19 protein-coding genes are annotated in these 22808 nt (G+C 68.7%); 8 read left to right on the forward strand and 11 right to left on the reverse strand.

The window, feature by feature from the left end; translation table 11 throughout:
- Window positions 1-8 precede the first annotated feature (8 nt).
- On the reverse strand, window positions 9-4097 hold the full coding sequence (locus ACLHG5_RS12115) for a hypothetical protein (RefSeq protein WP_411318982.1): 4089 nt from the start codon (window positions 4095-4097) through the stop codon (window positions 9-11).
- A 338-nt stretch (window positions 4098-4435) separates the two neighbouring features.
- Between ACLHG5_RS12115 and ACLHG5_RS12120 the strand changes: the two genes are divergently transcribed.
- Window positions 4436-4813, forward strand: coding sequence for a hypothetical protein (locus ACLHG5_RS12120; RefSeq protein ID WP_411316484.1), 378 nt, complete (start codon window positions 4436-4438; stop codon window positions 4811-4813).
- 36 nt (window positions 4814-4849) lie between these two features.
- On the opposite strand, the gene ACLHG5_RS12125 is transcribed toward ACLHG5_RS12120, so the two are convergent.
- The 7 genes from ACLHG5_RS12125 to ACLHG5_RS12155 all read right to left on the reverse strand — a co-directional run bounded on the left by ACLHG5_RS12125 (window position 4850) and on the right by ACLHG5_RS12155 (window position 11974).
- On the reverse strand, window positions 4850-6298 hold the full coding sequence (locus ACLHG5_RS12125; RefSeq protein WP_411316483.1) for an MFS transporter: 1449 nt from the start codon (window positions 6296-6298) through the stop codon (window positions 4850-4852).
- A 160-nt stretch (window positions 6299-6458) separates the two neighbouring features.
- Window positions 6459-7199 (reverse strand): hypothetical protein, encoded by a 741-nt coding sequence (locus ACLHG5_RS12130; protein ID WP_411316482.1) that lies wholly within the window; start codon window positions 7197-7199, stop codon window positions 6459-6461.
- A complete protein-coding gene (locus tag ACLHG5_RS12135; RefSeq protein ID WP_411316481.1) occupies window positions 7196-8041 on the reverse strand; it encodes a class II fructose-bisphosphate aldolase in 846 nt (281 codons plus the stop codon). Before ACLHG5_RS12135 ends, ACLHG5_RS12130 begins: the two co-directional genes overlap by 4 nt.
- A gap of 45 nt (window positions 8042-8086) precedes the next feature.
- A complete protein-coding gene (locus ACLHG5_RS12140) occupies window positions 8087-9058 on the reverse strand; it encodes a 1-phosphofructokinase family hexose kinase (RefSeq protein WP_411316480.1) in 972 nt (323 codons plus the stop codon).
- On the reverse strand, window positions 9046-10206 hold the full coding sequence (locus tag ACLHG5_RS12145; protein ID WP_411316479.1) for an N-acetylglucosamine-6-phosphate deacetylase: 1161 nt from the start codon (window positions 10204-10206) through the stop codon (window positions 9046-9048). Before ACLHG5_RS12145 ends, ACLHG5_RS12140 begins: the two co-directional genes overlap by 13 nt.
- Entirely contained in the window at window positions 10203-11081 is an 879-nt protein-coding gene (locus ACLHG5_RS12150) for an ROK family protein (RefSeq protein WP_411316478.1), read from the reverse strand. Before ACLHG5_RS12150 ends, ACLHG5_RS12145 begins: the two co-directional genes overlap by 4 nt.
- Before the next feature lie 14 nt (window positions 11082-11095).
- On the reverse strand, window positions 11096-11974 hold the full coding sequence (locus tag ACLHG5_RS12155) for an SIS domain-containing protein (protein WP_411316477.1): 879 nt from the start codon (window positions 11972-11974) through the stop codon (window positions 11096-11098).
- A 137-nt stretch (window positions 11975-12111) separates the two neighbouring features.
- On the opposite strand from ACLHG5_RS12155, the gene ACLHG5_RS12160 reads away from it, so the two are divergent.
- The 6 genes from ACLHG5_RS12160 to ACLHG5_RS12185 all read left to right on the forward strand — a co-directional run bounded on the left by ACLHG5_RS12160 (window position 12112) and on the right by ACLHG5_RS12185 (window position 19306).
- The gene (locus ACLHG5_RS12160; protein WP_411316476.1) at window positions 12112-12906 is read left to right on the forward strand and encodes a DeoR/GlpR family DNA-binding transcription regulator; all 795 of its coding nucleotides are present in this window, start codon (window positions 12112-12114) and stop codon (window positions 12904-12906) included.
- A 204-nt stretch (window positions 12907-13110) separates the two neighbouring features.
- A complete protein-coding gene (locus tag ACLHG5_RS12165) occupies window positions 13111-14400 on the forward strand; it encodes a Gfo/Idh/MocA family protein (protein ID WP_411318983.1) in 1290 nt (429 codons plus the stop codon).
- Window positions 14397-15716, forward strand: coding sequence for an ABC transporter substrate-binding protein (locus ACLHG5_RS12170; protein ID WP_411316474.1), 1320 nt, complete (start codon window positions 14397-14399; stop codon window positions 15714-15716). Before ACLHG5_RS12165 ends, ACLHG5_RS12170 begins: the two co-directional genes overlap by 4 nt.
- Window positions 15717-15720: 4 nt before the next feature.
- Window positions 15721-16704 (forward strand): carbohydrate ABC transporter permease, encoded by a 984-nt coding sequence (locus tag ACLHG5_RS12175; protein ID WP_411318984.1) that lies wholly within the window; start codon window positions 15721-15723, stop codon window positions 16702-16704.
- The gene (locus tag ACLHG5_RS12180; RefSeq protein ID WP_411316472.1) at window positions 16697-17617 is read left to right on the forward strand and encodes a carbohydrate ABC transporter permease; all 921 of its coding nucleotides are present in this window, start codon (window positions 16697-16699) and stop codon (window positions 17615-17617) included. The genes ACLHG5_RS12175 and ACLHG5_RS12180 overlap by 8 nt, the downstream gene beginning before the upstream one ends.
- A gap of 36 nt (window positions 17618-17653) precedes the next feature.
- Complete coding sequence (locus ACLHG5_RS12185; RefSeq protein ID WP_411318985.1) at window positions 17654-19306, forward strand: DUF4832 domain-containing protein; 1653 nt, start codon at window positions 17654-17656, stop codon at window positions 19304-19306.
- Between the two features lie 111 nt (window positions 19307-19417).
- On the opposite strand, the gene ACLHG5_RS12190 is transcribed toward ACLHG5_RS12185, so the two are convergent.
- From ACLHG5_RS12190 to ACLHG5_RS12200, 3 genes are all read right to left on the reverse strand, one after another.
- Window positions 19418-19579: a hypothetical protein gene (locus ACLHG5_RS12190; RefSeq protein ID WP_411316470.1), complete on the reverse strand. Its 162-nt coding sequence runs from the start codon at window positions 19577-19579 to the stop codon at window positions 19418-19420.
- An 87-nt stretch (window positions 19580-19666) separates the two neighbouring features.
- Window positions 19667-21043: a cryptochrome/photolyase family protein gene (locus ACLHG5_RS12195; protein WP_411318986.1), complete on the reverse strand. Its 1377-nt coding sequence runs from the start codon at window positions 21041-21043 to the stop codon at window positions 19667-19669.
- A complete protein-coding gene (locus ACLHG5_RS12200; RefSeq protein WP_411316468.1) occupies window positions 21040-21480 on the reverse strand; it encodes a MarR family winged helix-turn-helix transcriptional regulator in 441 nt (146 codons plus the stop codon). Before ACLHG5_RS12200 ends, ACLHG5_RS12195 begins: the two co-directional genes overlap by 4 nt.
- Window positions 21481-21854: 374 nt before the next feature.
- On the opposite strand from ACLHG5_RS12200, the gene ACLHG5_RS12205 reads away from it, so the two are divergent.
- Window positions 21855-22514, forward strand: coding sequence for a class I SAM-dependent methyltransferase (locus tag ACLHG5_RS12205; protein ID WP_411318987.1), 660 nt, complete (start codon window positions 21855-21857; stop codon window positions 22512-22514).
- Window positions 22515-22808: the final 294 nt, after the last annotated feature.

The following is a 22808-nucleotide window of genomic DNA, read 5'->3' on the forward strand; positions in this document are numbered from 1 at the left end:
GGTGCGTGTCACCGGAAGGCGCCTCGCATCCTTCGACGCGAGTGCCACCAGACGAGGCCGAGTGCTGCGGTGAGCACCACTCCACCCCCGATGAGATACGCGTCGGCACTCGCACCGCCGGTGAGGGGCAGTGTCGTGGGCGCCACGGGGGCATTGACGAAGCGGTAGACCGCCGTCTGTCCCGCCGCGGGAGCGGTGATGGTCCGCGAGGTGACCGTGGTCCACGTCGACCCGGTCAGGCGCTCGAGACGAAGTTCTTGGTAGGCGATCCGACGGGTCGGATCCGTCGCGGCCTCCGTGAGCGTGTAGTTGTGCCCGGGCCGCACCTCGAAGGTGTTCGACGGGTTGCCCGATGCGGAGTACTCCGCCCCGATCCGATTCTCGGTCGGGAGCGTTCCTCCCGAGACGGGCCCGGGGGTCGCGGTGAGGCGCCAGTCCGACACCTGGAATCCGGTGCGCGGCTGCACCACCTGCTTCACGAGCGTGATGGAGGCCGTGGAGTTCGTGACCGTGCAGGTCACCGTGGCCCCCGCGGGCGGGGTGATGTCTCCGGCAGCCGACACGGCGACGGTGCCGCCCGTGGCGGTGCGGCACTGCCACGACCCGGTCTGCACGTAGGTGAGCGGGCCGCCGGACTCCGAGAGTCGGTAGGTCGCGCCGGGCGTCACCGGCACGCCGGACGCCGCGGCGGTTCCGGATCGGCCCGACGGTCCGGGGAGGGCCCCGGTCGGACCGGTCGCCGTGAGCGTCCAGTCCGAGGGCAGAGCGGAGCCGAAGGCCACACTCTTGACGAGGGTGAGCGAGCTCGTCGGCCGGTTCACGAAAGTGCACTCGACCGCCGACGCCGATGCGATGCCGGTGAGGCTCGCGCTCACGAGGGTGCCCGATTGCGTGAAGGTGACCGCACGGGCGGTGCCGTTGACCGTGCACGAGCCGCTCACGAAAGCGAAGCCCGTCTGCTGCACCTCCGAGACCGTGACGGTCGCGCGTGCCGCTTCGGATCCGAAGAGCACCGACCAGGTGGCCTGGCCCGCGGCGTTCGTCTGCTGTCTCGGCGCCTCACTCGGGAGCACCGTCGCCGTGCCGACTGTCGCGGTCGCCGACGTGCCCACCGTCCAGTCCGCGCCGGGTCGCGTGAGCCCCGAGAACTCTTGGATGGTCTTCGTGATCCGCACCGTCGACGCCGGTCGAGGCGAGTTGAAGTAGGTGCAGTTGACGTTGACGCTGAGCCTGTTGGGCAGGGTGACGGTTCCGGTCGTCGTCGTGCCCGTGCTCAATCGCACTCCGTCGGCCCAGCACTCGTAGATCGTCGTGTACACACTGATGGGCGACGTGGAGCCCGCCGCCATCGCCTCGGAGATCGTCACGGTGGTCCCGATCGGAACGGGAAACGGTCCGACTTGCGCCGCCTGTCTTCCGGCAGCGGCCCCGGTCGTCGTCGCGGTGGCGATCGGTGTCGCGGGCGATCCGACCGATGCCGTGAGCTGGAACTGGTCCGCGGCGACCTGACGGCCGACCACGTTCTTCTGCAGGGTGACCGTCGCGGGCGACGAGCACCCCGCGAGGTCGACGGAGTCGACGAGCACGCGGGGAGTGCCGCTCACCCGGGTCCACGTGGTCGCGTCGAACTCGTAGGCGCTTCCGGCGTTCGCGAGATAGACGGTCCCCCGCGGGGAGAACGCGATTCCGTTGACGTTGGCGAACGCCACATCCGTTCCCGTGATCGCCCTCGCGATCGACGTGTTCACTGCGAGGGTGCCGCCGGATGCCGCGGCGAGCGTCTCGGCCGTGACCGTGTAGATCGCCGCACCGCTCACCCCGTTGACCGTGCCCGCGCCGACGACGTAGAGGTTGCCCCGAGCGTCGAACGCCATGTCGCCGTTGCCGTTGGGCGCGGCTCCCGTGGCGAACGAGCCGACGAAGGCGAAGCGTGACGCGACGGGGTTCGCCTCCGTGAAGCTCCAGACGTAGAAGCGCGAGTCGATGAAGCTGCCGAAGAGGTAGCGTCCGCCCGCGAGGTCGACCGCGCCGGCGACGATACTGCCCGAGATGGGGCCGCCGTTCGCGACGGTCGCGTATGAGCTGTTCGCGATCGTCTGGAAGCCCCCGTCCGGAGTCATCTTGAGGATGGAGTTGACGCCGGTTCCGTTGGCTGCGCGATCGACCGCGTAGGCGATCGTCCCCCCGGCGCCGATACCGAGGGCGTTCGCCGACGACGTGACAGGCCAGGTGCCGACCGTCGCCGTTGCCCCCGAGACGATGTCGCCCTGCTGGAGTGCGCCCGCGAGGGTCAGGGAGTAGAAGTGGTTGGTGTCGCAGAAGAGGCGAGGGGCCTGTGCGGTGTTGGTGAAGGTGCACACGACCTCGGCACCCACCTCGTTGGGAATGGTGATCGAGCCGGAGGCTCCCGAGCCCGAGGCGATCACCGTGTCTGCCCTCGTGCACTCGTAGCCGTTCGCGTATCCGAGGCCCGCGCCGACCGATTGCGCTTCATGGATCGTGTAGACCGAGCCGGGCTGCACGACGTAGCGACTGATCTGTGCGGCCTGGATGCCCGTCGCGGTTCCGGTCGTCGTGGCCGACGCGAGCACCGTCGTTCCCGATCGCAGCGAGAGGGTGAACTGGTCGCCCGCAGCCGTGCGCACCGGGAGGTTCTTGCGCAGCGTGATGGTCGTGGCCGGCGCGACCGTGACCGATGCGGGGGGCGAGACGACGAGGCCCGACGCCGTGACCGTTCCGCTCGTGTAGGTGCCCGCAGCGGAGGCCACGACGTCGAGCGTGACGGTGCACGAGGCGGACCCCGCGGCGAGGTCTCCACCCGCCACCGTGACCGCCGATGACCCCGCCGCGGCGGTCACGGTGAAAGCGGCTCCCGCGGAGTTGACGCACGATCCCGCCACGCCGGGTGTCGGGGCGACGACGAATCCCGACGGCAGTGCCGTGGAGAAGCCCCAGTCGTTCTTGGCGATGAGGTCGCTCGAGTTGGTGATCGTGTAGGTGAGAGTCGTGGGAACGGTCGCGGTCGCCTCATCGAACGCGACGTCGAGGGCCGGCGTCACGTCGAGCACGCGGATGTTGTCGACACCGAAGGCGCTGCCCGCGCCCGTCACCGAGTTGAGGAGCTGCACCTGGGCGCCGGCGACCTGAGCGGGCGTGAGCAGCGCGGAGTTCGTGCCCGTGTAGGTCGCCGCGCGAACGGAGGCCGAGAGAGCCGGGTCACGGAGCAGGTTCGCCGCCTGCGGAGGCGACGTGTAGAAGACGCTTCCGGTCGCCGCACACGGCACCACGGGAGTCGCGAAACCGTTCAGGAGCGTCGCCCCGCCCGCCACCAGGTTGAGGGCGAGGGACGCGTTGTTGGTGCCGCACTGCGCGCCGGCCGCGTTCATCCTCACGGCGTAATACCGCGAGGCGGGCGCGCTCACGCCGATTCCGGCGGCGGATTGCGCGACGACCGTTCCGCCCGCGACTGCGGCGTAGGGATCGTTCGTGAGTGCGTGATTGGCCTGTGTTCCCGACGCTCCGGCCGTGGAGCCGTTCGCGGGGGAGCCCGCCGCGGTCGAACCGGCGACTCCCGCCTCCACTTGGCCGAGGACATCGGCCATGCGTCGAGTCTCCCGTGCGGCGAGGGTCGATTGCACGGGGAAGAACGTCTGGGTCGGGCAGAACGCCGCGTTCGGATAGGGCGCCACGAAGTTCACGAGGACGCCCGTGCAGTTGGGGCCGTTCCGCCATCCGGTCGAGCCGGTGTAGCGACTCGACGCGTAGGTGGCGATTCCCGACGCCGAGTTGCCGAGCCCCTGTTCGAAGGTCTCGACCCACACTTCGCGGGGCGCCTCCGGCACTCCGGCGGCGAGGATGCCGACTCGGTTCTCGGCGGTAGCGGCGGGCGAAGAGTCCGACGCCGGCGCGGTCGATGACGCGGTCGACGACACGGAAGATGACGCGGGAGCGGCCGCTTCGGCTGCGGTCGGGCCGAGGCCCCATCCCCACACGCCCGCGAGAAGCGACGCGACGGTCACGGTCACGAGCACGCCGAAACCGCGGCTCGCGACCGAACGGTCGGGCCTCGGAACGTGGCGGTGCAGCGTGGTTAGCAACTCGGGTCTGTTTCTGGCTCGTCAATGAATCGGCAGACGACCACGAGCACAGCAACACGAATGTCACGACGACGGCGGAGTCCCCCGAACTCCTCGGTGTCGGCGTCCCCCCCTGAGCACGCTGACTTCTTGAACCTAGGGCAGAAGCCGCGCGCGGTATCTACTGAATTCGCTCGGCGTGATTTCTCAGTAGTCGACGCGAATAGCACCAGTAGTCGAAGTCGCACATCGGCGACGAGGCAATCCCCTCGTCACGGTGACGATCGATGACGCGCGCGTGTGATGCTGGTGGCCGACGCGCAACGGGCGCGTCGCATTGGGCATGCGAGAGGTGAACTGTGGTCTCTTCACACCACGGCGACCCCGGGTCGCCTTCTGAACCGCGCTGGGGTGACGTGGCGGCGGCGGCCGTCCTCCTCGTGCTTCAGGGCCTGTTCGCGTGGCTCGTGGTGCTCGGGTCAGCGCTCATGAGCATGTCGTACGGCGCGTGTTACGGCGATGACGACCCGTGCGACTACGCTCTCGGAACCCTCGCGAACGAGCTCGTGCTCGGAGGGGGCATCGTCTTCTTCGTCATCGCTCTCGTGGTGTCGATCGTCCGGTGGTGGCGGGGGCGGCTCAGTTGGTGGGTGCCGCTGCTGGGGATGGCGGCCACAGCGTGCCTCCTCGTCGTCTCCGGCATCCTCATCGAGATCGGCACGGCCGACGCCCCCTGATCGCAGTGGGGAGCGCCGGTCAGCAGCCCGGTAGCGTCAGCCCGCGTGCACGGCGACAGGCGCGTCGCCCTGTGGCAGCAACCGGTCTTTCGGCCCGCGGATGAGCGCGGTCGCGATGATCGAGGCGACGACCATGCTCACGGCGGCCGCGAGGAACGCCGCGGAGTACCCACTCGCGAAGGCTTCGAAGAGGGGTGCTCCCTGCAGGCCGTCGGTCGGTCCGGCTGTCGCCGCGTAGATCGCGGTGAAGATCGACAGGCCGATCGAGCCACCGATCTGCAGGGCGGAGTTCGCTGTCGCCGACGCTGCTCCGGCGTCGCGGGGCTCCACCCCGCTGAGGGCCAGGTTCTGCAGGGGCACGAACACGAAACCCATGCCGAAACCCATGAGGATGAGCGCCGGAAGCACCTGCACGAAGTAGTCGCCGCCCGCGGTGATGAAGCTGAGGTAGACGAGGGCCGCCGCGACCAGAAGCGGGCCTCCGATCAGGAGCGGGCGGGGTCCGACCACCGGGAGCAGCTTCGTGGCGAAGGGCGCCGTGACCATGATCGAGAGTGTCAGCGGGAGGGTCGCGAGCCCGGATTGGAACGGCGCCATGCCGAGCACGATCTGCAGGTGGAACGTCAGGTAGAGCATCGCCCCGATCATCACGGCGCCCACGACGGCCTGGATGAGGAAGGCGCCGCCGCGCACGCGGTTCGTCACGACGCGCAGGGGGAGGAGCGGCTGAGCCACCCGTGCCTCGATCCAGACGAAGAGCACGAGGAGCCCGGCGCCGAGGGCGAGGAACCCGATGGTGTTCGCCGAGCCCCACCCGTTCTCGGCGAGGCTGAAGCCGTAGACGAGTGATCCGAGGCCGAGTGTGACGGTGATCGCGCCGACGACGTCGTATCGGTTGTCGCCGTCGGCCTTGCTCTCGGCGAGGTAGAGCAGCCCGCCGATGAGACCGACGATGACGAACACGACGTTGACCCACAGGCACCAGCGCCAGTCGGCGAACTCGGTGAGCGCGCCTCCGAGAAGCAGCCCGATGGCTGCACCGGTGCCCGCAATGGTGCCGAATACCGCGAACGCGGTGTTGCGATCCTTGCCCGACGGGAACGTCACCGTCAGCAGTGCGAGGGCGGCGGGCGCGAGGAGCGCTGCAAAGATGCCCTGCAGGCCGCGAGCCACGATCAGTTCGCCGCCGCTCTGGGCGAAGCCGCCGAACGCGGATGCCGCGCCGAAGCCGATCATGCCCACGAGATACGTGCGCTTGCGGCCCCAGTAGTCGGCGACGCGACCGCCGAGCAGCAGCAGCGCGCCGAAAGCGAGCGCGTACGCCGTGACGACCCACTGCCGCTCGACGTCACTGAGGCCGAGCTCGAGCTGCGCTTGCGGCAGCGCGATGTTGACGATGGTGCCGTCGAGCACGACGACGAGTTGGGTGAGCGAGAGAACCGCGAGGGCGAGCCAGCGATTGGTGGTGCGAGTGGGTGCAGACACGGGAAACCTCCGAGAGCAACAGGATGCCGAAGGTTTCCAGCCTCGGACCGACGGCACCGAGGGCGCCTATCGACCACCCCGGCCACGAAGCCGGTCAGGGTTTCAGGCTAACAGAGCGAGCCATCATTCCGGAGGAGGGATCACGGCGTCGACGAGCAGGTCACTGCCGCAGAGTCGCCCGGGGCTCCGACCAGTGGAGGCCACCGCGGAGGTGCTCCGCGACGATGCGTTCGACGCGCGTCGCGGGGGTGACGCTCGTCGGGTCGAGCACGTCGGCGAGGGGCCGTCGGAACACGAACCGGGCCACGGAGTGGTCGGCAGACTCCGAGGCGACCGCGTCATCCACGTCGAAGCGACCCACGAACCCCCGGATGTTGCTCGTCGGAGGCAGCGCACGCAGCGTCGGGTCGAACACCCACGACGTGCAGACGAGCGGCGCGTGACCGAGCAGATCACGTGCCGCTGCCAGGGACGCGTCGACGTCGGCCGGTGTCAGCGGACCGCCCTCGGGAATGTGGATTCCGCGGCCCTCGTCTGCCGCGACGCGTTCGAACTGCAGTCGGCCGATGCCCAGAACGTCGGCACGCATCAACCCGACGAGCCACGGTCGGTCGACGGAGGTGCCGTAGGCAGTGATCTTGCTCGGGATGTCGGCGAGCGTCGCGTCGGTCACGTGGTGCGGTATGCCGAGGGAGAGATGCCGCCGCAGCGCGTCCGCTCTCGCTGCGAGGAACACCGCGTGGAGGTCGCGGATGCAGAGATCCGCGGTGACGGCGGCGACGCGAGCCGCGGCATCCTTCGGGCCCCTGGCATCCCTCGCATCCGTGGCACCGTCGGCCAGGATCGCGGAGCGGAGCGAGGCGACGGCGACAGCGGGGGCGACACCGGTGTCGGGGGTCACGGAGCGAGCAGGCGCAGCAGACGCTCGACCTCTGCCGCCATGGCCTCGCGCGCGGGCCGCACGTATTTGCGTGCATCCACCATTCCCGTGTCGGCTGCGAGAGCATCGCGCACGGCCGCGGTGAAGAGGCCGTTGAGGTGGGTCGAGATGTTGATCTTGGTCATGCCTGAGCGCACGCTCGCCACGAGTTCGTCGTCGCTGAGCCCCGACGACCCGTGGAGCACGAGGGGAACCGGCACGGCCGCGGCGAGGTCGGCGATGAGCCCGCGGTCGACGGTCGCGACCCGGTCGGTCATCGCGTGTGAGGTTCCCACCGCGACGGCGAGGGAATCGACTCCGGTGTCGGCGACGAACGCCACCGCCTCCGCCGGGAGGGTCCGAGCGCCGGGGGCGTGCACGCCGTCTTTGCCTCCGACCTCACCGAGTTCTGCTTCGACGACCACTCCCCGCGCGTGGCAGAAGTCCACGACCCGCCGCGTCGTCTGAACGTTCTCGGCGAAGGGGAGTCGTGACCCGTCGAACATGACGCTGTGCACACCCAGTTCGACGGCCGCGTAGACCAGCTCGACGTCTTCGGCGTGATCGAGGTGCACGACCGCGGGAACCGCGGCCGAGCGGGCGACGGCGAGACTCGCCGCGGCGATGGGCTCGAGCGACCCGTGGTAGGCGACCGCGTTCTCGCTGATCTGGAGGATGACGGCGCGGTCGGCGCGTTCGGCTCCGGAGACGATCGCTTCGGCGTGCTCGAGCAGCACGACGTTGAAGGCCCCGATCCCCCGTCGGGCGGCGCGAGCGTCGTCGACGAGGGTGAGTGCGGTGCGCGGGGATGCGGATCGAGACATGGTCGTTGTCACTCCGGTTCGGTCGAGAGGGTCAGTGAAGGGGGTTCAGTGAGGGGGGCCAGCGAAGAGGGGGGCGAGCGCGACGACGGGCGGGAGGCCCCGCGCTCCGAGTCGGGAGGCGAGTTCGGGGAGCGACGCCGGGTCGATCTCGCCCGCCGCCGGCGCCTCGACCGCGGCAGCACCCACGACCGCGGCGCTCAAGAGGGCATCCGCTTCGGATGCTCCCGCGAGGAGGGCGAACACGAGGCCGGCCGTCGCGGCGTCGCCCGCTCCCGTCGGGTTGCCCGAAACGCCGGGGACCGCGGGGTGCGCGACGCGCTCACCGCGCCCGGTCGCGAGGAGGAGGCCCTCCGGCCCGCGCGAGACGACGACCGCGCCGGCGCCGCGCTCGAGGAGCGCCGCGATTCCGTCGTCGAGACTCACGGCGCCGGTCGCGTCGAGCACTTCGCTCTCGTTCGGTTTGAGGATGTCCGCTCTCGCCGCCGCTGCGGCCAGCAGGCCCGGCCCCGTGGTGTCGACGATCACGCGGGCGCCGGTGCGCTTGCCTGCCGAAACGAGCGAGACGACCCGCTCGTCGGAGGTGTCGGGGGGAAATGATCCGGCGATGACCACGATGCCGCCCCCCTCGCCGTGACGCTCGACCGCGTCGATCACTCTCGCCCACGAGGTCGCATCGAGCGCTGTTCCCGGTTCCGTGTACACGGTCGGATGGGTGCCGAGGTCGGAGTCGACGACGGCCACGGTCGACCGTGTCTCTGCCGCCACCTCGACGGATGCGCTCGTGATGCCTGCACTCGCGAGCTCGCGATTCATCCACTCGCCGTTCGGGCCACCGAGCGGATGCACCGCTGTCGCGTCGACGCCGAGTGAGCGCAGAACGCGCACGACGTTGATCCCCTTGCCACCCGCCCTGCGGGTGACCGAGCGCACCCGCACGGTCTCGCCGAGCTTCTGCTGCGCCACGACGTAGGTCACGTCGATCGCGGGGTTGGGGGTCACGACGACTACGCGAGCCACGAGCCCGCCCTCATCACGCGTGCGACCGTGTTCTCGTCGAGGGCGACGAGGTCTGCCCGGGCCCCGGTCACGAGCGCGGGGGGCGGCAGCCCCAGCGATCGTGCGGGGGTCGTGCTCGTCGCCGCGACCACGTCGGAGAGGGGCACCCCGCGGTCGAGGAGGCGTCGCACGGCGAGGCCGACCGGAGCGGTGCTCCCCGCGAGGGACGACCCGTCGGCGAGCATCGCGACACCGTCGGTCACGGTGACGGCCGATCCCGCGAGGTCATAGTGTCCATCGCCGAGCCCCGTAGCCGCCATCGCATCGGAGATGAGGACGACACGATCGGGAGCGGCACGGCGCACGAGGTCGATCGCGGTGTCGTCGACATGGTGGCCGTCGGCGATGAGCTCGACGACGAGCGAGGGCGTGGTGAGAGCCACCCCGACGGGTCCGGGCTCGCGGTGGTGCAAGGGAGCCATCCCGTTGAAGAGGTGGGTCACGACAGTCGCTCCGAGGTCGACCGCCTGTCGAACCGTGTCGGCGCGGGCATCCGTGTGGCCGATCGCGACCGTCACCCCCGCCTCCACGAGCCGCGAGATCGCCGCCATCGCACCGGGGATCTCGGGGGCCAGAGTGACCATCGTGAGAGTTCCGCCCGCCGCATCGAGCGCTTCGTCGACGCGCGCGAGAGTCGGCTCGAGCAAGAGTCTGGGGTCGTGCGCGCCACAGCGCGCGTGCGAGAGGAAGGGCCCTTCGAGGTGGAGCCCCGCGAGGGGCCGCGCGGCGGGATCGAGAGCAGTGACGCTCGAGCCGGAGACGAGGGGAGCCAACTCGCGGAGCCGATCGAGCGTCTCGTTCCAGACCGCCGTCGCGAGCGACGCGACGATCGAGGTGCTGCCCGATCGCGCGTGGAAATCGATCGCGGGCGCGGGGTCGGTGCCGACGCGCGCGAAGTCGACACCCATCGCGCCGTGCACGTGGGTGTCGATGAGACCGGGGATCACCGTGGAGACGTGAGTGTCGGCGCGGCGCGGGGGCTCACCGACACCGACCTCGACGATCCGGCCCTCGTCGATCGCGAGCCACCCCGCGGCGTCGCGACCGGTGCCGTCGCGACCGGTGCCGTCGACGAGTCGATCCGCGGCCAGGATCACGGGGTTCGTCACGATCGGTGCGCCGATGTCAGTGACGCGCGCAGGTCGGATGCGAGGTAGCTCGCCCCGATCGCCGACGCGAGATCGTCGTGCTTCGCGGCGACGATCGTCGGTGCGCGCAGTGCACCGAGCGCGCCCCCGAGCTCACGGCGGAGAGGATCGAGGAGAAGGGTTCCCGCGCGCGAGAGACCACCCCCGATGACGATCGTCGAGGGTGCGATGGTGGCGACGATGGCTGCGAGCGAGTCCGCGAGCACCGCGACGGTGTCGGCCCACACGGCCCCTGCCGCGGGGTCGCCCGCGGAGACGCGGCGAGCCACCGCGAGGGCGTCGATCTCGCCCGCCCTGCGCGCGGTCGCCGATGCCGACGCCACCTCTTCCACCCGACGGCCGGCGTGGGGGCCGTTCGAGATGATCGTCTGGCCGATCTCCCCGGCCCACCCGTCGGACACGAGCATGCGGCCGTCGACGACCAGCGCGGCGGCGACACCGGTGCCGACCGCGACGAACGCGACCGAGCCGGTCGCATCGCGGGCCGCGCCGGAGCGCATCTCCGCAACCGCGCCCGCTCGCACGTCTTGACCGAACGCCACGGGCGCGTCGAGTCGTCGCGACGCGAGCTCACGGAGAGGGGCCCCGCGAAACCCGATGTTGGCAGACCACACGGCGATGCCCCGCACGTCGTCGACGATGCCGGGAACAACGAGACCCACGGGGTCGCCCGGCGCGTGACCGAGCGCCTCGGCGACCTCGACGACGGCCTCGATCACGCGCTCGCCGGTGTCATCCGGAGACGGCGTGGGCGACCGGAACTCGGACGCGACCACTCCCGATTCCGTGAGCGTCACGCCCTTGATCGTCGTTCCGCCGACATCGATCCCCAGCATCGCGGTCGTTCCCCTCACGCCAAGATGACGGACCGGGTCAATGAGCGCGGCCGGTCGGGGTCGAGCCCGCGATCCTTCGCGAGACCGACGGCGAATCGCTGCGCGACGATGAGACCCGCGAGGGGGTCGAGATCGTGGCTCACGAAACGGGCTCCGGTCTGCGCGACGTCGTCGGCGAGCCCGGCGGGGGCCGAGCCGAAGCTCCAGACGAGGCGCCCGGGCTCGGCGATCGCGATGGGACCGTGCCGGTAGTCCATCGCCGGGTAGGACTCGGACCAGAACTGGGCGGCCTCCCGCGTTTTCAGCGCGGCCTCGAACGTCAGGCCGACGGCCCACCCTGTGCCGACGAACGTGCACTGGTTCGCCCCGAGAAGATCGGCGATATCGACCTCGAGTGCCCGCGTCGCGTCGGCGATCGCGGGTTCGAGGTCTTCGCCGAGGTGCGCGCGCAGGAGCACGAGCGTGGAGGTTGCGAACCGGGTCTGCACGACGGACTGTTCGTCGGCGAACGGGAGCGAGACGACCGCGCTCGCGAGCGCGGCGGCGGGGGAGTCGGCGACACCCGTGATGAGTGTCGTGGGGGTCGCGGGGAGTCGGCCCAGAAGGTCGATGATCTCGGTCGTCGTGCCGGACCGCGAGATCGTGATCACCCGGTCGTAGTCGCGCGTGAGCGGAAACTCGCTTCCGGCGAACGCGTCGGTCACCCCGTGCCCCGCGGTCTCGCGCAGAACGGCGTACGACATGGCGATGAACCAGCTCGTACCGCATCCCACGACGGCGACACGCTCTCCCGTACGGGGGAGAGAGGCGGAGACCTCCCGGGCCAATCGGGCGGCGGTGCGCCACGTGTCGGGCTGGGAGGCGATCTCCTCGTCGACGAAAGTTGAGTACATCGGCATCCTTCGGGTCACGGGGCTTCTGGCCGGTTGTGGTCCAGTAGTGATTGATATGAGCCCAGTTGAGCAGAATCGATCATCAGGCGCAAGGACGGATGTGCGAAACTTGCCCTACACCTAGCGAACGGCGTCAGATGACTCAGCAACAACGACTCAACGTCGTGCTCGAGCTCGTGAGCGAACGCGGCAACGTGTCGATCGCCGAGGTGAGCGATGCGCTCGGGGTGTCGAGCGCGACGGTGCGCCGCGACCTCAACACGCTCGCCGATCAGCGCCTCGTCACGCGCACGCACGGGGGCGCGTCGGCGCTCGGCTCGGGATACGAACTGCCGCTGCAGTACAAGATCGCCAGGCAGGCCGAGGCGAAGGTGGCGATCGCCCACGCGGTCGCGCGCCTCATCTCACCGGGCGAGTCCGTCGGCCTGAACGGCGGTACGACGACGAGCGAAGTGGCGCGGATGCTCGGGCGCAGCGAGCACTTGCGTCCGTCAGGCGACGCCGTCGGGGTCACCATCGTCACGAACGCGCTCAACATCGCCTACGAGATGTCGGTGCGCGAGCACATCAAGATCGTCGTGACGGGCGGTGTGCCGCGCCGACAGTCCTACGAGCTCGTCGGTCCGCTCGTCGCGGCCTCCCTGCGCGATTTCAGTCTGGATGTCGCCGTGCTCGGTGTCGACGGGTTGAGTGGCGCGTTCGGTGCGACGACACTCCACGAGGGCGAGGCGGAGGCGAGTCGCGAGATCGCCTCGGTCGCGCGGCGACTCGTCGTCGCGGCTGACGCCACGAAGCTCGGTCGAAGCACCTTCGCCCGCATCTGCGCGTTGCAACGCATCGACACGCTCGTCACCGACCAGCCGGTGTCGATGGATCTCGCGAACGACTTCGCGGCCGCGGGAGTCGAGGTCGTCGTCGCAAGCGGCGACTGACCGCGCGCCCTCGATCGGCCGATTCTCCGCGTCAGTCTCCGCTCGGGTGCGGACCACCTCGCCCCGGGGGCACCGCCCCATTGTTACGGCGCCGTAAACGATCCGGTGTGCTTCTTGACCGCAGCACGGGCTCGGTTACTGTCTGAATATGATCATTTTGACGGCAGTACTGACAAATACGCGCAAATGCGCCAGTATTACGTCATGCACAATGACGTGGCAGCTCGCAGCATGACCGACTCCCCGGCGGCGACCGGCTCCCCGACGAACGCCGTGCGCGTCGCCGTCGTGGGGTTCGGGGCCCGCGCGCAGATCGCGAACCACGTTGCGACCGTGCGGCCGGGCTCGAGCATCGCGGCGGTCGTCGACCCGACCGACCGAGGCCGCGACCGAGCCAGTCTGGTGCATCCCTCGGCGGAGATCTTCGCGACCGTCGACGCTCTCCTCGCCGCGCACCGCGAGCGCGAAGGCGGCGTCGTCGACGCGGCGATCGTGACGAGCCCCGACCACACCCACGAGTCGATCGCCGTGGCGCTTCTCGAGGCGGGCATCGGCGTCTACCTCGAGAAGCCGCTCGCGATCGATGTGGCCGGCGCCGATCGCGTGCTCACCGCGGCCGCGGCGACCGGAACGGCCCTCTACGTCGGACACAACTTCCGCCACTCCGACGTCGTGCAGACGATGCGCGCGATCATCGCGCGCGGCGAAATCGGCGAGGTCAAAGCCGTGTGGGTGCGACACTTCGTCGGAAACGGCGGTGACTACTACTTCAAGGACTGGCACGCCGACCGCTCCAAGACCAACACCCTGCTCCTGCAGAAAGCGAGCCACGACATCGACATCGTGCACTACCTCGCCTCGAGCTACACGCGTCGGGTCGTCGGCATGGGCGATCTCCTCGTCTACGGCGACATCGACGATCGTCGAGACAGGTCGGGCGAAACCATGCCGGACTGGTTCTCGCTCGACAACTGGCCGCCCGCGAGCCACACCGGGCTCAACCCCGTCGTCGACGTCGAAGACGTATCGATGGTGCTCATGACTCTCGACAGCGGAGTCATGGCGAGCTACCAGCAGTGCCACTTCACTCCCGACTACTGGCGCAACTACACCGTCATCGGAACCGAGGGACGGCTCGAGAACTTCGGAGACACGTCCGGGGGAACCGTGCGTGTCTGGAACCGCCGTCACGAGTGGCAGGAACGCGGCGACGCCGAGTATCCAATCGGCGGAGTGGCCAGCGGACACGACGATGCCGACATCACGACGATGGGCGAATTCTTCGACCACCTCGTCGACGGCGCCCCGACGATCGTGTCACCGCTCGCGGCCCGCGAAGCCGTCGCCGTCGGTGCTCTCGCCGCCGCATCGTTGCGCCAAGGCTCCGTCCCCGTCGACATCCCGCCACTGCCCGACCACGTCAGCGACTACTTCGCTGCCCGCACGACCCCCGCACCTGACTCTCAACCCACCTCTGGAAGGACCTCACGATGAAACCCCTCACTTCGACAGCCCTGCGCCGCACTCGCGGCGGCCGCGTCACCGCCGGCGTCGCGCTCGCCCTCGGGGTCGCCCTCGTCGGTGCCGGGTGCGCCTCGAGCCCGGAGGGATCGGGATCCGGCGACTATGCCGCTCCCGAGAGCGACCTCGAAGCCTCGATCACCTACGGCGTCTGGGACCAGAACCAGGTCGCGGCGATCGAAGAGAACATCGCCGCATTCAACGAGATCTATCCGGGCATCGACGTGACCGTCAACGTCACGCCCTTCAGCGAGTACTGGACCAAGCTGCAGACCCAGGCTTCGAGCGACACGCTCCCCGACCTGTTCTGGATGAACGGACCGAACATCGGTCTCTACGCCGCGAACGACCAGATCGAGCCCATCAGCGGCGCCGTGTCCGCGGGAGACATCGATCCCGCGAACTACCCGGAATCGCTCGTTGACCTCTATACGATCGACGGCGAGCAGTACGGAGTGCCGAAAGACTTCGACACGATCGGAATCTGGGCCAACACGGCGCTCTTCGACAAAGCGGGCGTCGACGTTCCCGAGGGGGACTGGACCTGGGATGAGTTCCAGGACACCGCGGCAGAGATCTCGGAGGCACTCGCCGACGACGGCGAATACGGCGCGGCCGGCGGTATGGACGGCCAGACGACCTACTACAACACCATCTTCCAGGCGGGCGGAACGGTCATCGACGGCGACACCTCCGGCTACGCCACCCCGGAGACCGAGGAGGGCATCCAGTTCTGGACCGACCTCATCGAGAGCGGGGGGTCACCCTCGATCCAGCAGTTGACCGACACGACCGCCGACCAGTGGTTCACCTCGGGCAAGCTCGCGATGTACTGGGGCGGCAGTTGGTTCCGTTCCGCCCTCACCGACACGGCGCTCGCCGAAGACGTCACCGTGCTCCCCCTGCCGACCGGCGAACAGCAGGCGACCGTCATCCACGGAGTCGCCAACGTCGTGCCGAGCGCCTCGGAGAACAAGCAAGCGGCCCAGGCTCTCCAGGTCTTCCTGGCGAGCGAAGACGCGCAGCAGGCGCAAGGCGATGCGGGAGCCGTCATCCCCGCCTTCACCGACACGCAGCAGGCCTTCACCTCGTCGCTGCCGGACGCCAACCTCGGGGTCTTCCTCGACGCGGTCGACTACTCCATGCCTCTCCCGGTGAGCAACAACTCGGCGGCCTGGAATGCGCTCGAGACCGACCTCCTCCCGCAAGCGTTCTCCGGGCAGCGTCCGGTGGCCGACGTGGCGACGGAGCTCTCCGAGTCGATGGATTCGGCGCTCGCCGAGGAGTGACACCATGACGACAGCGTCTCGGGTTCGCGCGCTGCCCGCATCGTCTCGCGACGACGCGGGCAGCGCCCCGGAGCCATCGCCGGCACCCCGGCAGGGCAGCACACCCCGCTCGCGGCGACCGGGCGACGGCATCTGGCCGTGGCTCTTCATCGCGCCACTCATGGTCGGGATCTCGGTCTTCTACCTGTGGCCGATCGCGCAGACGGCGTACCTCTCGCTCACCGATTCGGGTCCGTTCGGCGGGTCGACCTTCGCCGGGCTGCAGAACTTCGTCGAACTCGTGGCCGACCCCCAGCTCTACCTCTCCATCGGCAACACCCTGCTGTACACGGGCATCGTCTTGCTCGGCATCCCGCTCGCGGTCTTCCTCGCGAGCCTGCTCAACATCCCCGGGCTGAGGTTCGCCTCGTTCTACCGCGTGCTCTTCTTCCTTCCCTACGTGGCGATGCCCACCGCGGTCGCGATGGTGTGGCGCGTCATCTTCAACGGCGACTTCGGGCTCATCAACTACGGGCTCGGTTTCCTCGGCGTCGACGGTCCCTACTGGATCAGCACCCCGGTGTTCGCGATGGTCGCGGTCGCGATCGTCGGTCTCTGGTCGTCGCTCGGGTTCAGCCTGATCGTGCTCGCCGCGGGGCTCAAGAACATCCCGCCCGAGCTCTACGAGGCGGCGGAACTCGACGGCGCGTCACGGTGGGCCCAGTTCCGGTCCATCACGGTTCCGCTCCTCTCGCCGAGCACCTTCTTCGTGACGATCGTCACGGTCATCTCGAGCTTCCAGCTCTTCGACCTCCTCTACGCGATCCTCGGCAGCAGCAACCCGGTGCTCCCCCGAAGCATGTCGCTCGTCTACTTCTTCTACCGCGAGGGGTTCGTGAACAACGACAAGGGCTATGCCGCCGCGATCGCGATGGTCATCTTCCTCATCATCGGTCTCGTCACGGCCGTGCAGTTCCGATTCCAGAAGAAGTGGGTGCAGAGTGCGTGAGCAGCTGAGGGAACCGTCGACGACCGGAGTCGTGAGCGCCACCGGTCGCGGAATCACCCCGGTCGCACCGCGACGCCGCTCGAAGCGGCGGGCTCCGCGACGAGGGGGCTCCCACCTCGTCGCGCACCTCGTGCTGGGCTTCGGTGGCCTCATCATGGCGTTCCCCTTCGTCTGGCAGATCATCATGTCGCTCTCGACGAACGCCGAGGTGCAGAGCGTGACCCCGGTGTTCTGGCCGGCCGAACTGCAGTGGCAGAACTACGTCGAGGTGTTCGAGCGGCTGCCGTTCTTCGAACAGTTCCGCACCTCGGTGCTCATCACGGGCATCCGCGCTTTCGCGCAGATCGTGTTCTGCACGCTCGCGGGTTATGCCTTCGCTCGCATGCGATTCCGCGGTCGAGCGGTCATGCTCGCGCTCGTCCTGTCGATCCTCATGGTGCCGTCGCAGGTCTACCTGCTGTCGCAGTACCAGATCGTTCAGGGTCTCGGGCTCCTCGACAGCCTCGCGGGGCTCGTCCTCCCCGGTCTCTTCAGCGCGTTCGGAACCTACCTGATGCGCACCGCGTTCCTCGCGATGCCCGCCGAGCTCGAGGAGGCCGCGAGGCTCGACGGGGCGAACCCGTTCCAGATCTTCCGGCAGGTGATGCTTCCGCTCGCGCGGCCGACCATCAGCGTCCTCGCGATCACCACGGTCCTGTGGTCGTGGAACGAACTGCTGTGGCCGCTCGTGGTCACGACGTTCAGCAGCGCCATGCCGCTCTCCGCCGGGCTCGCGACCCTCATCGGCGACAGGACGACCGACTATCCGGTCGTCATGGCGGCGAGCCTCCTCGCCATGGCCCCCGTTCTCCTCATGTTCATCCTGCTTCAGCGACGGGTCATCGACGGACTCGCCTCGAGCGGGCTCAAGTAGCACCAGCCCACGCGACACCCACAGAACTGGAGCATCATGAAGCGTCCCCTGTCCCTATTGGCTCTCGCTCTCGCTGGCGCCGTCGGCGTCACGGGGGCGCCCCAGGTCGCCGCCGCGGCGAGCGCCGACGAGGGCCCCGTCACGGTGACCTACGAGGCGAGCACCGAGACGATCGCCAACCCCCAGCGCGGTTTCTACCACCACACCGAGACGCACTATCGAGCGGATGACTCCGGCTACACCCCTCTCGACGGCGCCGTCCTCGAGGGCTATCGCGAGGAGGGGATCACGCAGATCCTGCGGGTCTTCTACCTCGAGAAGTTCGCGGCGGATCCCGTTCTCGACCCCGAGTGGCTCGCTCTCGTCGACGCCGACTACGACACCGCTCGCGATGCGGGGGTGTCGGTCATCACGAGGTTCGCCTATGTGCAGGGTGGGGCGTGGCCGTACGAACCGCCCCACGGCGATGCCCCTCTCGACGTCGTGCTCGCCCACATCGAGCAGCTCGGTCCGATTCTCCGCGCCAACTCCGACGTCATTCCGGTTGTGCAGAACGGGTTCATCGGGCTGTGGGGGGAGGGCTACTACACCGACCATTTCGTGGCCGACCCGGCGAACCCGGGTGTCGTGACGCCCGAAGACTGGGACGCCCGATCCGCGGTGACGGAGGCGCTCCTCGCCGAGCTGCCCGCCGATCGGGGTGTGCAGGCGCGCACGATGGCGTCGAAGCAGCAGCTGCTCGGTGTTCCGGCAAGCGCGTCGAGCGCGGTGACGGCGGCGGAGGCGTGGACCGACACGGCGCTCGCGCGGGTCGGCCACCACAACGACTGCTTCCTCGCGGCCCCCGACGACTGGGGCACGTTCCTGTCCGACCCCATCGAGCTCGATCAGGAGTACCTCGAGGCCGACAGCCTCTACGTGCCCGTGGGTGGCGAGACGTGCAACGTCAACCCTCCGCGCTCGGAGTGGCCGAGCGCATCCGCCGAGCTCGCGCGCTATCACTACAGCTATCTCAATCGCGACTACAACCAGGACGTGCTCAACTCGTGGGGTGAGGACGGCATCACCGAGACCGCCCAGAGGCTCGGATATCGCTTCGTCATGACGGAGAGCACGACTCAGACGCAGCAGGACGGTTCCCTGCTGGTCACGGTCGACGTGCGCAACGACGGGTGGGCGAGCCCCTACACGCCGCGGCCCGCGTCGCTTCGGCTGCTGAGTGATGCGGGGGATGTCGACGTCGCATTGGACGCCGATTCCGACGCTCGCGCGTGGCTTCCCGGCACGACCACGACTCTGACGGCGACGATCGCTCCCGACGAGGTGCAGTCCGGGTCGTATGAGCTCGCCCTCGCTCTGCCGTCTGCGGATGCCGCGACGCGCGACGACGCACGGTTCGCCGTGCAGTTCGCCAACGTCGGAACGTGGGACGACACCGCCGGGGTCAACGTGCTCGGCCAGACGGTCACGGTCGCGGCAGACGGAACGACCGCGCCCGTGCCGCCGGAGGACGGCTCGGTCCCTGCGGCAGCGGACGCTGCGGCGACGGGCGATGAGCCGACCCTCGCCGCGACAGGAGTGTCGAGCGCCGTCGCGCCCGCCCTCGTTGTCGCCGGCGCGATGGTGCTCCTCGGTGGGGCCGCCTTCGCATCGAGCAGGATGCGTCGACCCTCGGCGCAGCGACCGTAGCGAGGGCCTCGAGCCGACAGGCGGGGCGTACCGCGAGCCGATCGCTCGCGGTGCGCCCGCATCACTCCGCGGCGCTCACCCTCGCTGAGCCGCGCTCAGCCGAGCAGAGCCTCAGTCGCCGTCGACCCTGTCGTCGTCGAGCGGTGCCACGGCGTCGGCGAGCTCGACACGCTCGTCCGGATCGATCGTCGGAGCGGCCGTGGGCGGCTCGGTCTCGTCGACGAGGTCGACTTCGCGCTCGTCTTCGGGGTTCGGAATGTAGTCGGTTGCCACGGTGCGTCCTTCCGATCGTGTGTCGTGAAGACTCCACGCTACGCGCGCCGAGCGGCCTGTGCGCACCGCTCGGCCGGTGCGTGCGACCTAGCCGTTGCCCTCGCGCTTGACGACCTCGTAGGCGTCGAGGGCTTCCTGGCGTGACTTCTTGAGGTCGACGATGGGCTCGGGGTAGTCATCGGTTCCGAGTTCGGGAATCCACTTCGACTGGTAGCGCCGACTCTTGTCGAACTTGTCGGCCTGCAGCACGGGGTTGAAGATGCGGAAGTACGGTGCGGCATCCGCTCCCGAACCGGCGACCCACTGCCAGTTGGCGGGGTTGTTGGCTTCGTCGGCGTCGACGAGGCAATCCCAGAACCACTCCTCGCCCACGCGCCAGTCGATGAGCAGGTTCTTGATGAGAAAGCTCGCTGTGACCATGCGGATGCGGTTGTGCATGACCCCGGTGTGCCAGAGCTCGCGCATTCCGGCGTCGACGAGGGGGATGCCGGTGCGACCCTCTTGCCACGCCTCGAGCTCGCGCTTCTTCGGCTTCTCCCACGGGAAGACGTCGAACGAGGGCCGGAAGTTCTTCGACGCGAGGTCGGGAAAGTGGAACAGGATGTTGTAGTTGAAGTCGCGCCATCCGACCTCCCGCAGGAAGGCCGACGCGTTCTTCTTCTGTGCGGCGGTCGTCGCTCGAGCCCTCACGTGGTGCCAGATCTGGAAGGGGCTCAACTCGCCCCATCGCAGTCGCGGCGACAGTCGCGACGTCGCGTCGACGGCGGGCTCGTCACGGTGGTTCTCGTAGTCCTCGAGTGAGTCGTCGATGAAGGCGTCGAGTTGCTTCCACGCGCCCTCCTCTCCGGGCGTCCAGGTCTCGCGGAGCCCGCCGGCCCAGTCCGGTGCCGTCGGCAGGAGGCCCCAGGCGTCGAGGGAGTCGCTCGCCGGAGCGGTGCCGCCGTCGATCTTCTTCGGTGCGGGGTACGGCTCTCGAGGATCGTCTTTCGCGAGACTCGCTTTCCAGAACGGGGTGAACACGCGGAAAGGGCGACCGTCACCCGTCTGCACGGTCCAGGGTTCGTGGAGGAGGTTGGCGTGGAAGCTGTGCGCTTCGACCTCGTCGTCGCGCAGCGACGCCTTGATGCGCGCGTCGATCTCGCGCGAGGCGCCGCCGTAGCGACGATTCCAGTAGACGGCGGAGGCGCCCGTCTCTTTCACGAGTCGCGGGAGCTCCTTCTCGGCCGTACCGCGGCGCAGCACGAGCGTCGACCCTCGCGACTCGAGCTCGTCGGCCAGCGCCGCGAGGCTGTGGTGCAGCCACCATGCGCTCGCACCGCCGATGGCACGAAGGCCCTCGCTCTCGTCGTCGTGCAGGTAGAAGACGACGATCGGATGTCCGCGCTCCACCGCCGCGTGCAGTGCGGGGTTGTCGCCCACGCGGAGGTCGTCGCGCAACCAGACGAGGGTCGGTGTCTCGGTCATTCTCTGCCCGCATTCCGCAGTTTGTCGGTGAGCTCGGCGAGTTGCACGAGCTCGGTGTCGCTCAGAGCCGAACCCACGCGAGAGACGATCGAGTCCATGTGCTTCACGGCCACGCGACGGAAGAGGTCGTAGCCCTCGTCGGTGAGTGTCACGATCACACCTCGGGCGTCTCGGGGGTCGAGTCGCTTGACGACCAACCCGCGTGTCACGAGGCGATCGATGAGGCGGCTCACGCTCGGCTGCGTCAGCAGCAGGTAGTGGTTGAGGTCTTTCATCCGGAGCTCGTGGCCCTCGTGCTTCGAGAGGTTGAAGAGCACGTCGTATTCGGTGAGTGACAACTGGTCGCTCGGAAATTCGGCGTGGAGGTGTCTCATGACCGAGACCTGGGAGCGGAACAGCGCTTCCCAGGCGGCGACAGCGATCCGCTTGTCGGTCATCGAAGAGTCTTTCTCACGAGGCAACTCTACGGAACCGAACCGACACCGGGACGGCCGGTGGCCCGGGACCGAGCGGGTCGCGTGCGTCGGGGGTCGGATCATCCGCGCGACAGCGGTGCAGAACGGGCCGTTAAACAGGATTGAGGGTCGGTTTCAGAGGCGCGAAACCGACCCTCTCCCTTGCACCAAGAGTGTCCTGCAATCACATTCCGCTTCGGTTGCCACAGCAAACAACTTCCGCTCTCTGAATGTATAACAGTCCGATAACAAGCGCTAGTTATCAGTCTGTTATTTTTCTCGAGATCTGCTGGACGCCGATCACCCCTCATGGGGAAGAGTGACGTCCGTCCAACGCTGCGCCCTATCGTGGCTGCATGATCGAGCCGGTTCCGTCGCGTGCCGGCGGCACGAGCGCCGTCGTGCACACGGGCGTGCTGAACGCCTACTCGGCTCGGGCGTCGGAATACTCCGCACTTCTCGGGTCGATCGACGCGACCTCGCAGATCGACCAGCGCCTCATCCGTGAGTGGGTGTCGAGCCTCCGAGGTCGAGTCATCGATGCCGGTTGTGGGCCCGGACAGTGGACGGCGTTCCTCCACGAGCTCGGCGTCGACGTGGAAGGCGTCGATCCGGTGCGAGCCTTCATCGATGGAGCCCGCTCTCGGTTTCCCACGGTTCCGTTCCGAGTGGGGTCGTTCGCCGACCTGGCATCGCACGAGAAGGGGGCAGGCGGCATCCTCGCCTGGTACTCGGTGATCCACCTCAACCCCGCTGAGCTTCGCGAGGCGTTGGCCGAGTTCGCCCGCTGTCTCGAGCCCGGAGGGAGCCTGCTCGTCGGATTCTTCACGGGCGACGATCTCGAGCCGTTCGACCATGCCGTCACGACGGCGTACTACTGGCCGATCGAGGGGATGACCACAGCGCTCGCCGATGCGGGGTTCGATGTCATCGAGACCCAGACTCGCACCGACCCAGGGTCGCGACCGCACGCTGCGATCGTGGCTCGACTGGCGCAGCCGGCCGCGGGGGAATGAACCCGCCCGGCGGATGCGTCGCCGCGGTGTCGTATTGCCGGCCCATCGGACTCGTCCATGTCAGGGTGCCTGACCCGTCTCGCGCTTGAGTGACACCCCACCCGGCATCCTTCGTCTTATGGTGTCCGCGGCAGAGGTGGGCGAGATTGTCGTGGGCCGTCTGGCCATCACCGTTCCACGGGATCGTGTGATCGATGTCGCAGAATCGGGCTCGCCGCGAACATCCGATGAACCGACAGGTCTCGTCCCGATAGCGCAGATAGCGTCTCAGTTCGGATGGCACCGCGTAACGGT

This window comes from Marisediminicola sp. LYQ85 (assembly GCF_046600695.1).
Taxonomy (GTDB): domain Bacteria; phylum Actinomycetota; class Actinomycetes; order Actinomycetales; family Microbacteriaceae; genus Marisediminicola.

Excerpts from the sequence above, each read along its gene's own strand:
- ACLHG5_RS12135 (WP_411316481.1), bottom strand. The coding sequence starts at position 8,041 with ATGTCTCGATCCGCATCCCCGCGCACCGCACTCACCCTCGTCGACGAC.
- ACLHG5_RS12150 (WP_411316478.1), bottom strand. The coding sequence starts at position 11,081 with ATGCTGGGGATCGATGTCGGCGGAACGACGATCAAGGGCGTGACGCTC.
- ACLHG5_RS12155 (WP_411316477.1), bottom strand. The coding sequence starts at position 11,974 with ATGTACTCAACTTTCGTCGACGAGGAGATCGCCTCCCAGCCCGACACG.
- ACLHG5_RS12160 (WP_411316476.1), top strand. The coding sequence starts at position 12,112 with ATGACTCAGCAACAACGACTCAACGTCGTGCTCGAGCTCGTGAGCGAA.
- ACLHG5_RS12165 (WP_411318983.1), top strand. The coding sequence starts at position 13,111 with ATGCACAATGACGTGGCAGCTCGCAGCATGACCGACTCCCCGGCGGCG.
- ACLHG5_RS12170 (WP_411316474.1), top strand. The coding sequence starts at position 14,397 with ATGAAACCCCTCACTTCGACAGCCCTGCGCCGCACTCGCGGCGGCCGC.
- ACLHG5_RS12175 (WP_411318984.1), top strand. The coding sequence starts at position 15,721 with ATGACGACAGCGTCTCGGGTTCGCGCGCTGCCCGCATCGTCTCGCGAC.
- ACLHG5_RS12185 (WP_411318985.1), top strand. The coding sequence starts at position 17,654 with ATGAAGCGTCCCCTGTCCCTATTGGCTCTCGCTCTCGCTGGCGCCGTC.
- ACLHG5_RS12195 (WP_411318986.1), bottom strand. The coding sequence starts at position 21,043 with ATGACCGAGACACCGACCCTCGTCTGGTTGCGCGACGACCTCCGCGTG.
- ACLHG5_RS12200 (WP_411316468.1), bottom strand. The coding sequence starts at position 21,480 with ATGACCGACAAGCGGATCGCTGTCGCCGCCTGGGAAGCGCTGTTCCGC.
- ACLHG5_RS12205 (WP_411318987.1), top strand. The coding sequence starts at position 21,855 with ATGATCGAGCCGGTTCCGTCGCGTGCCGGCGGCACGAGCGCCGTCGTG.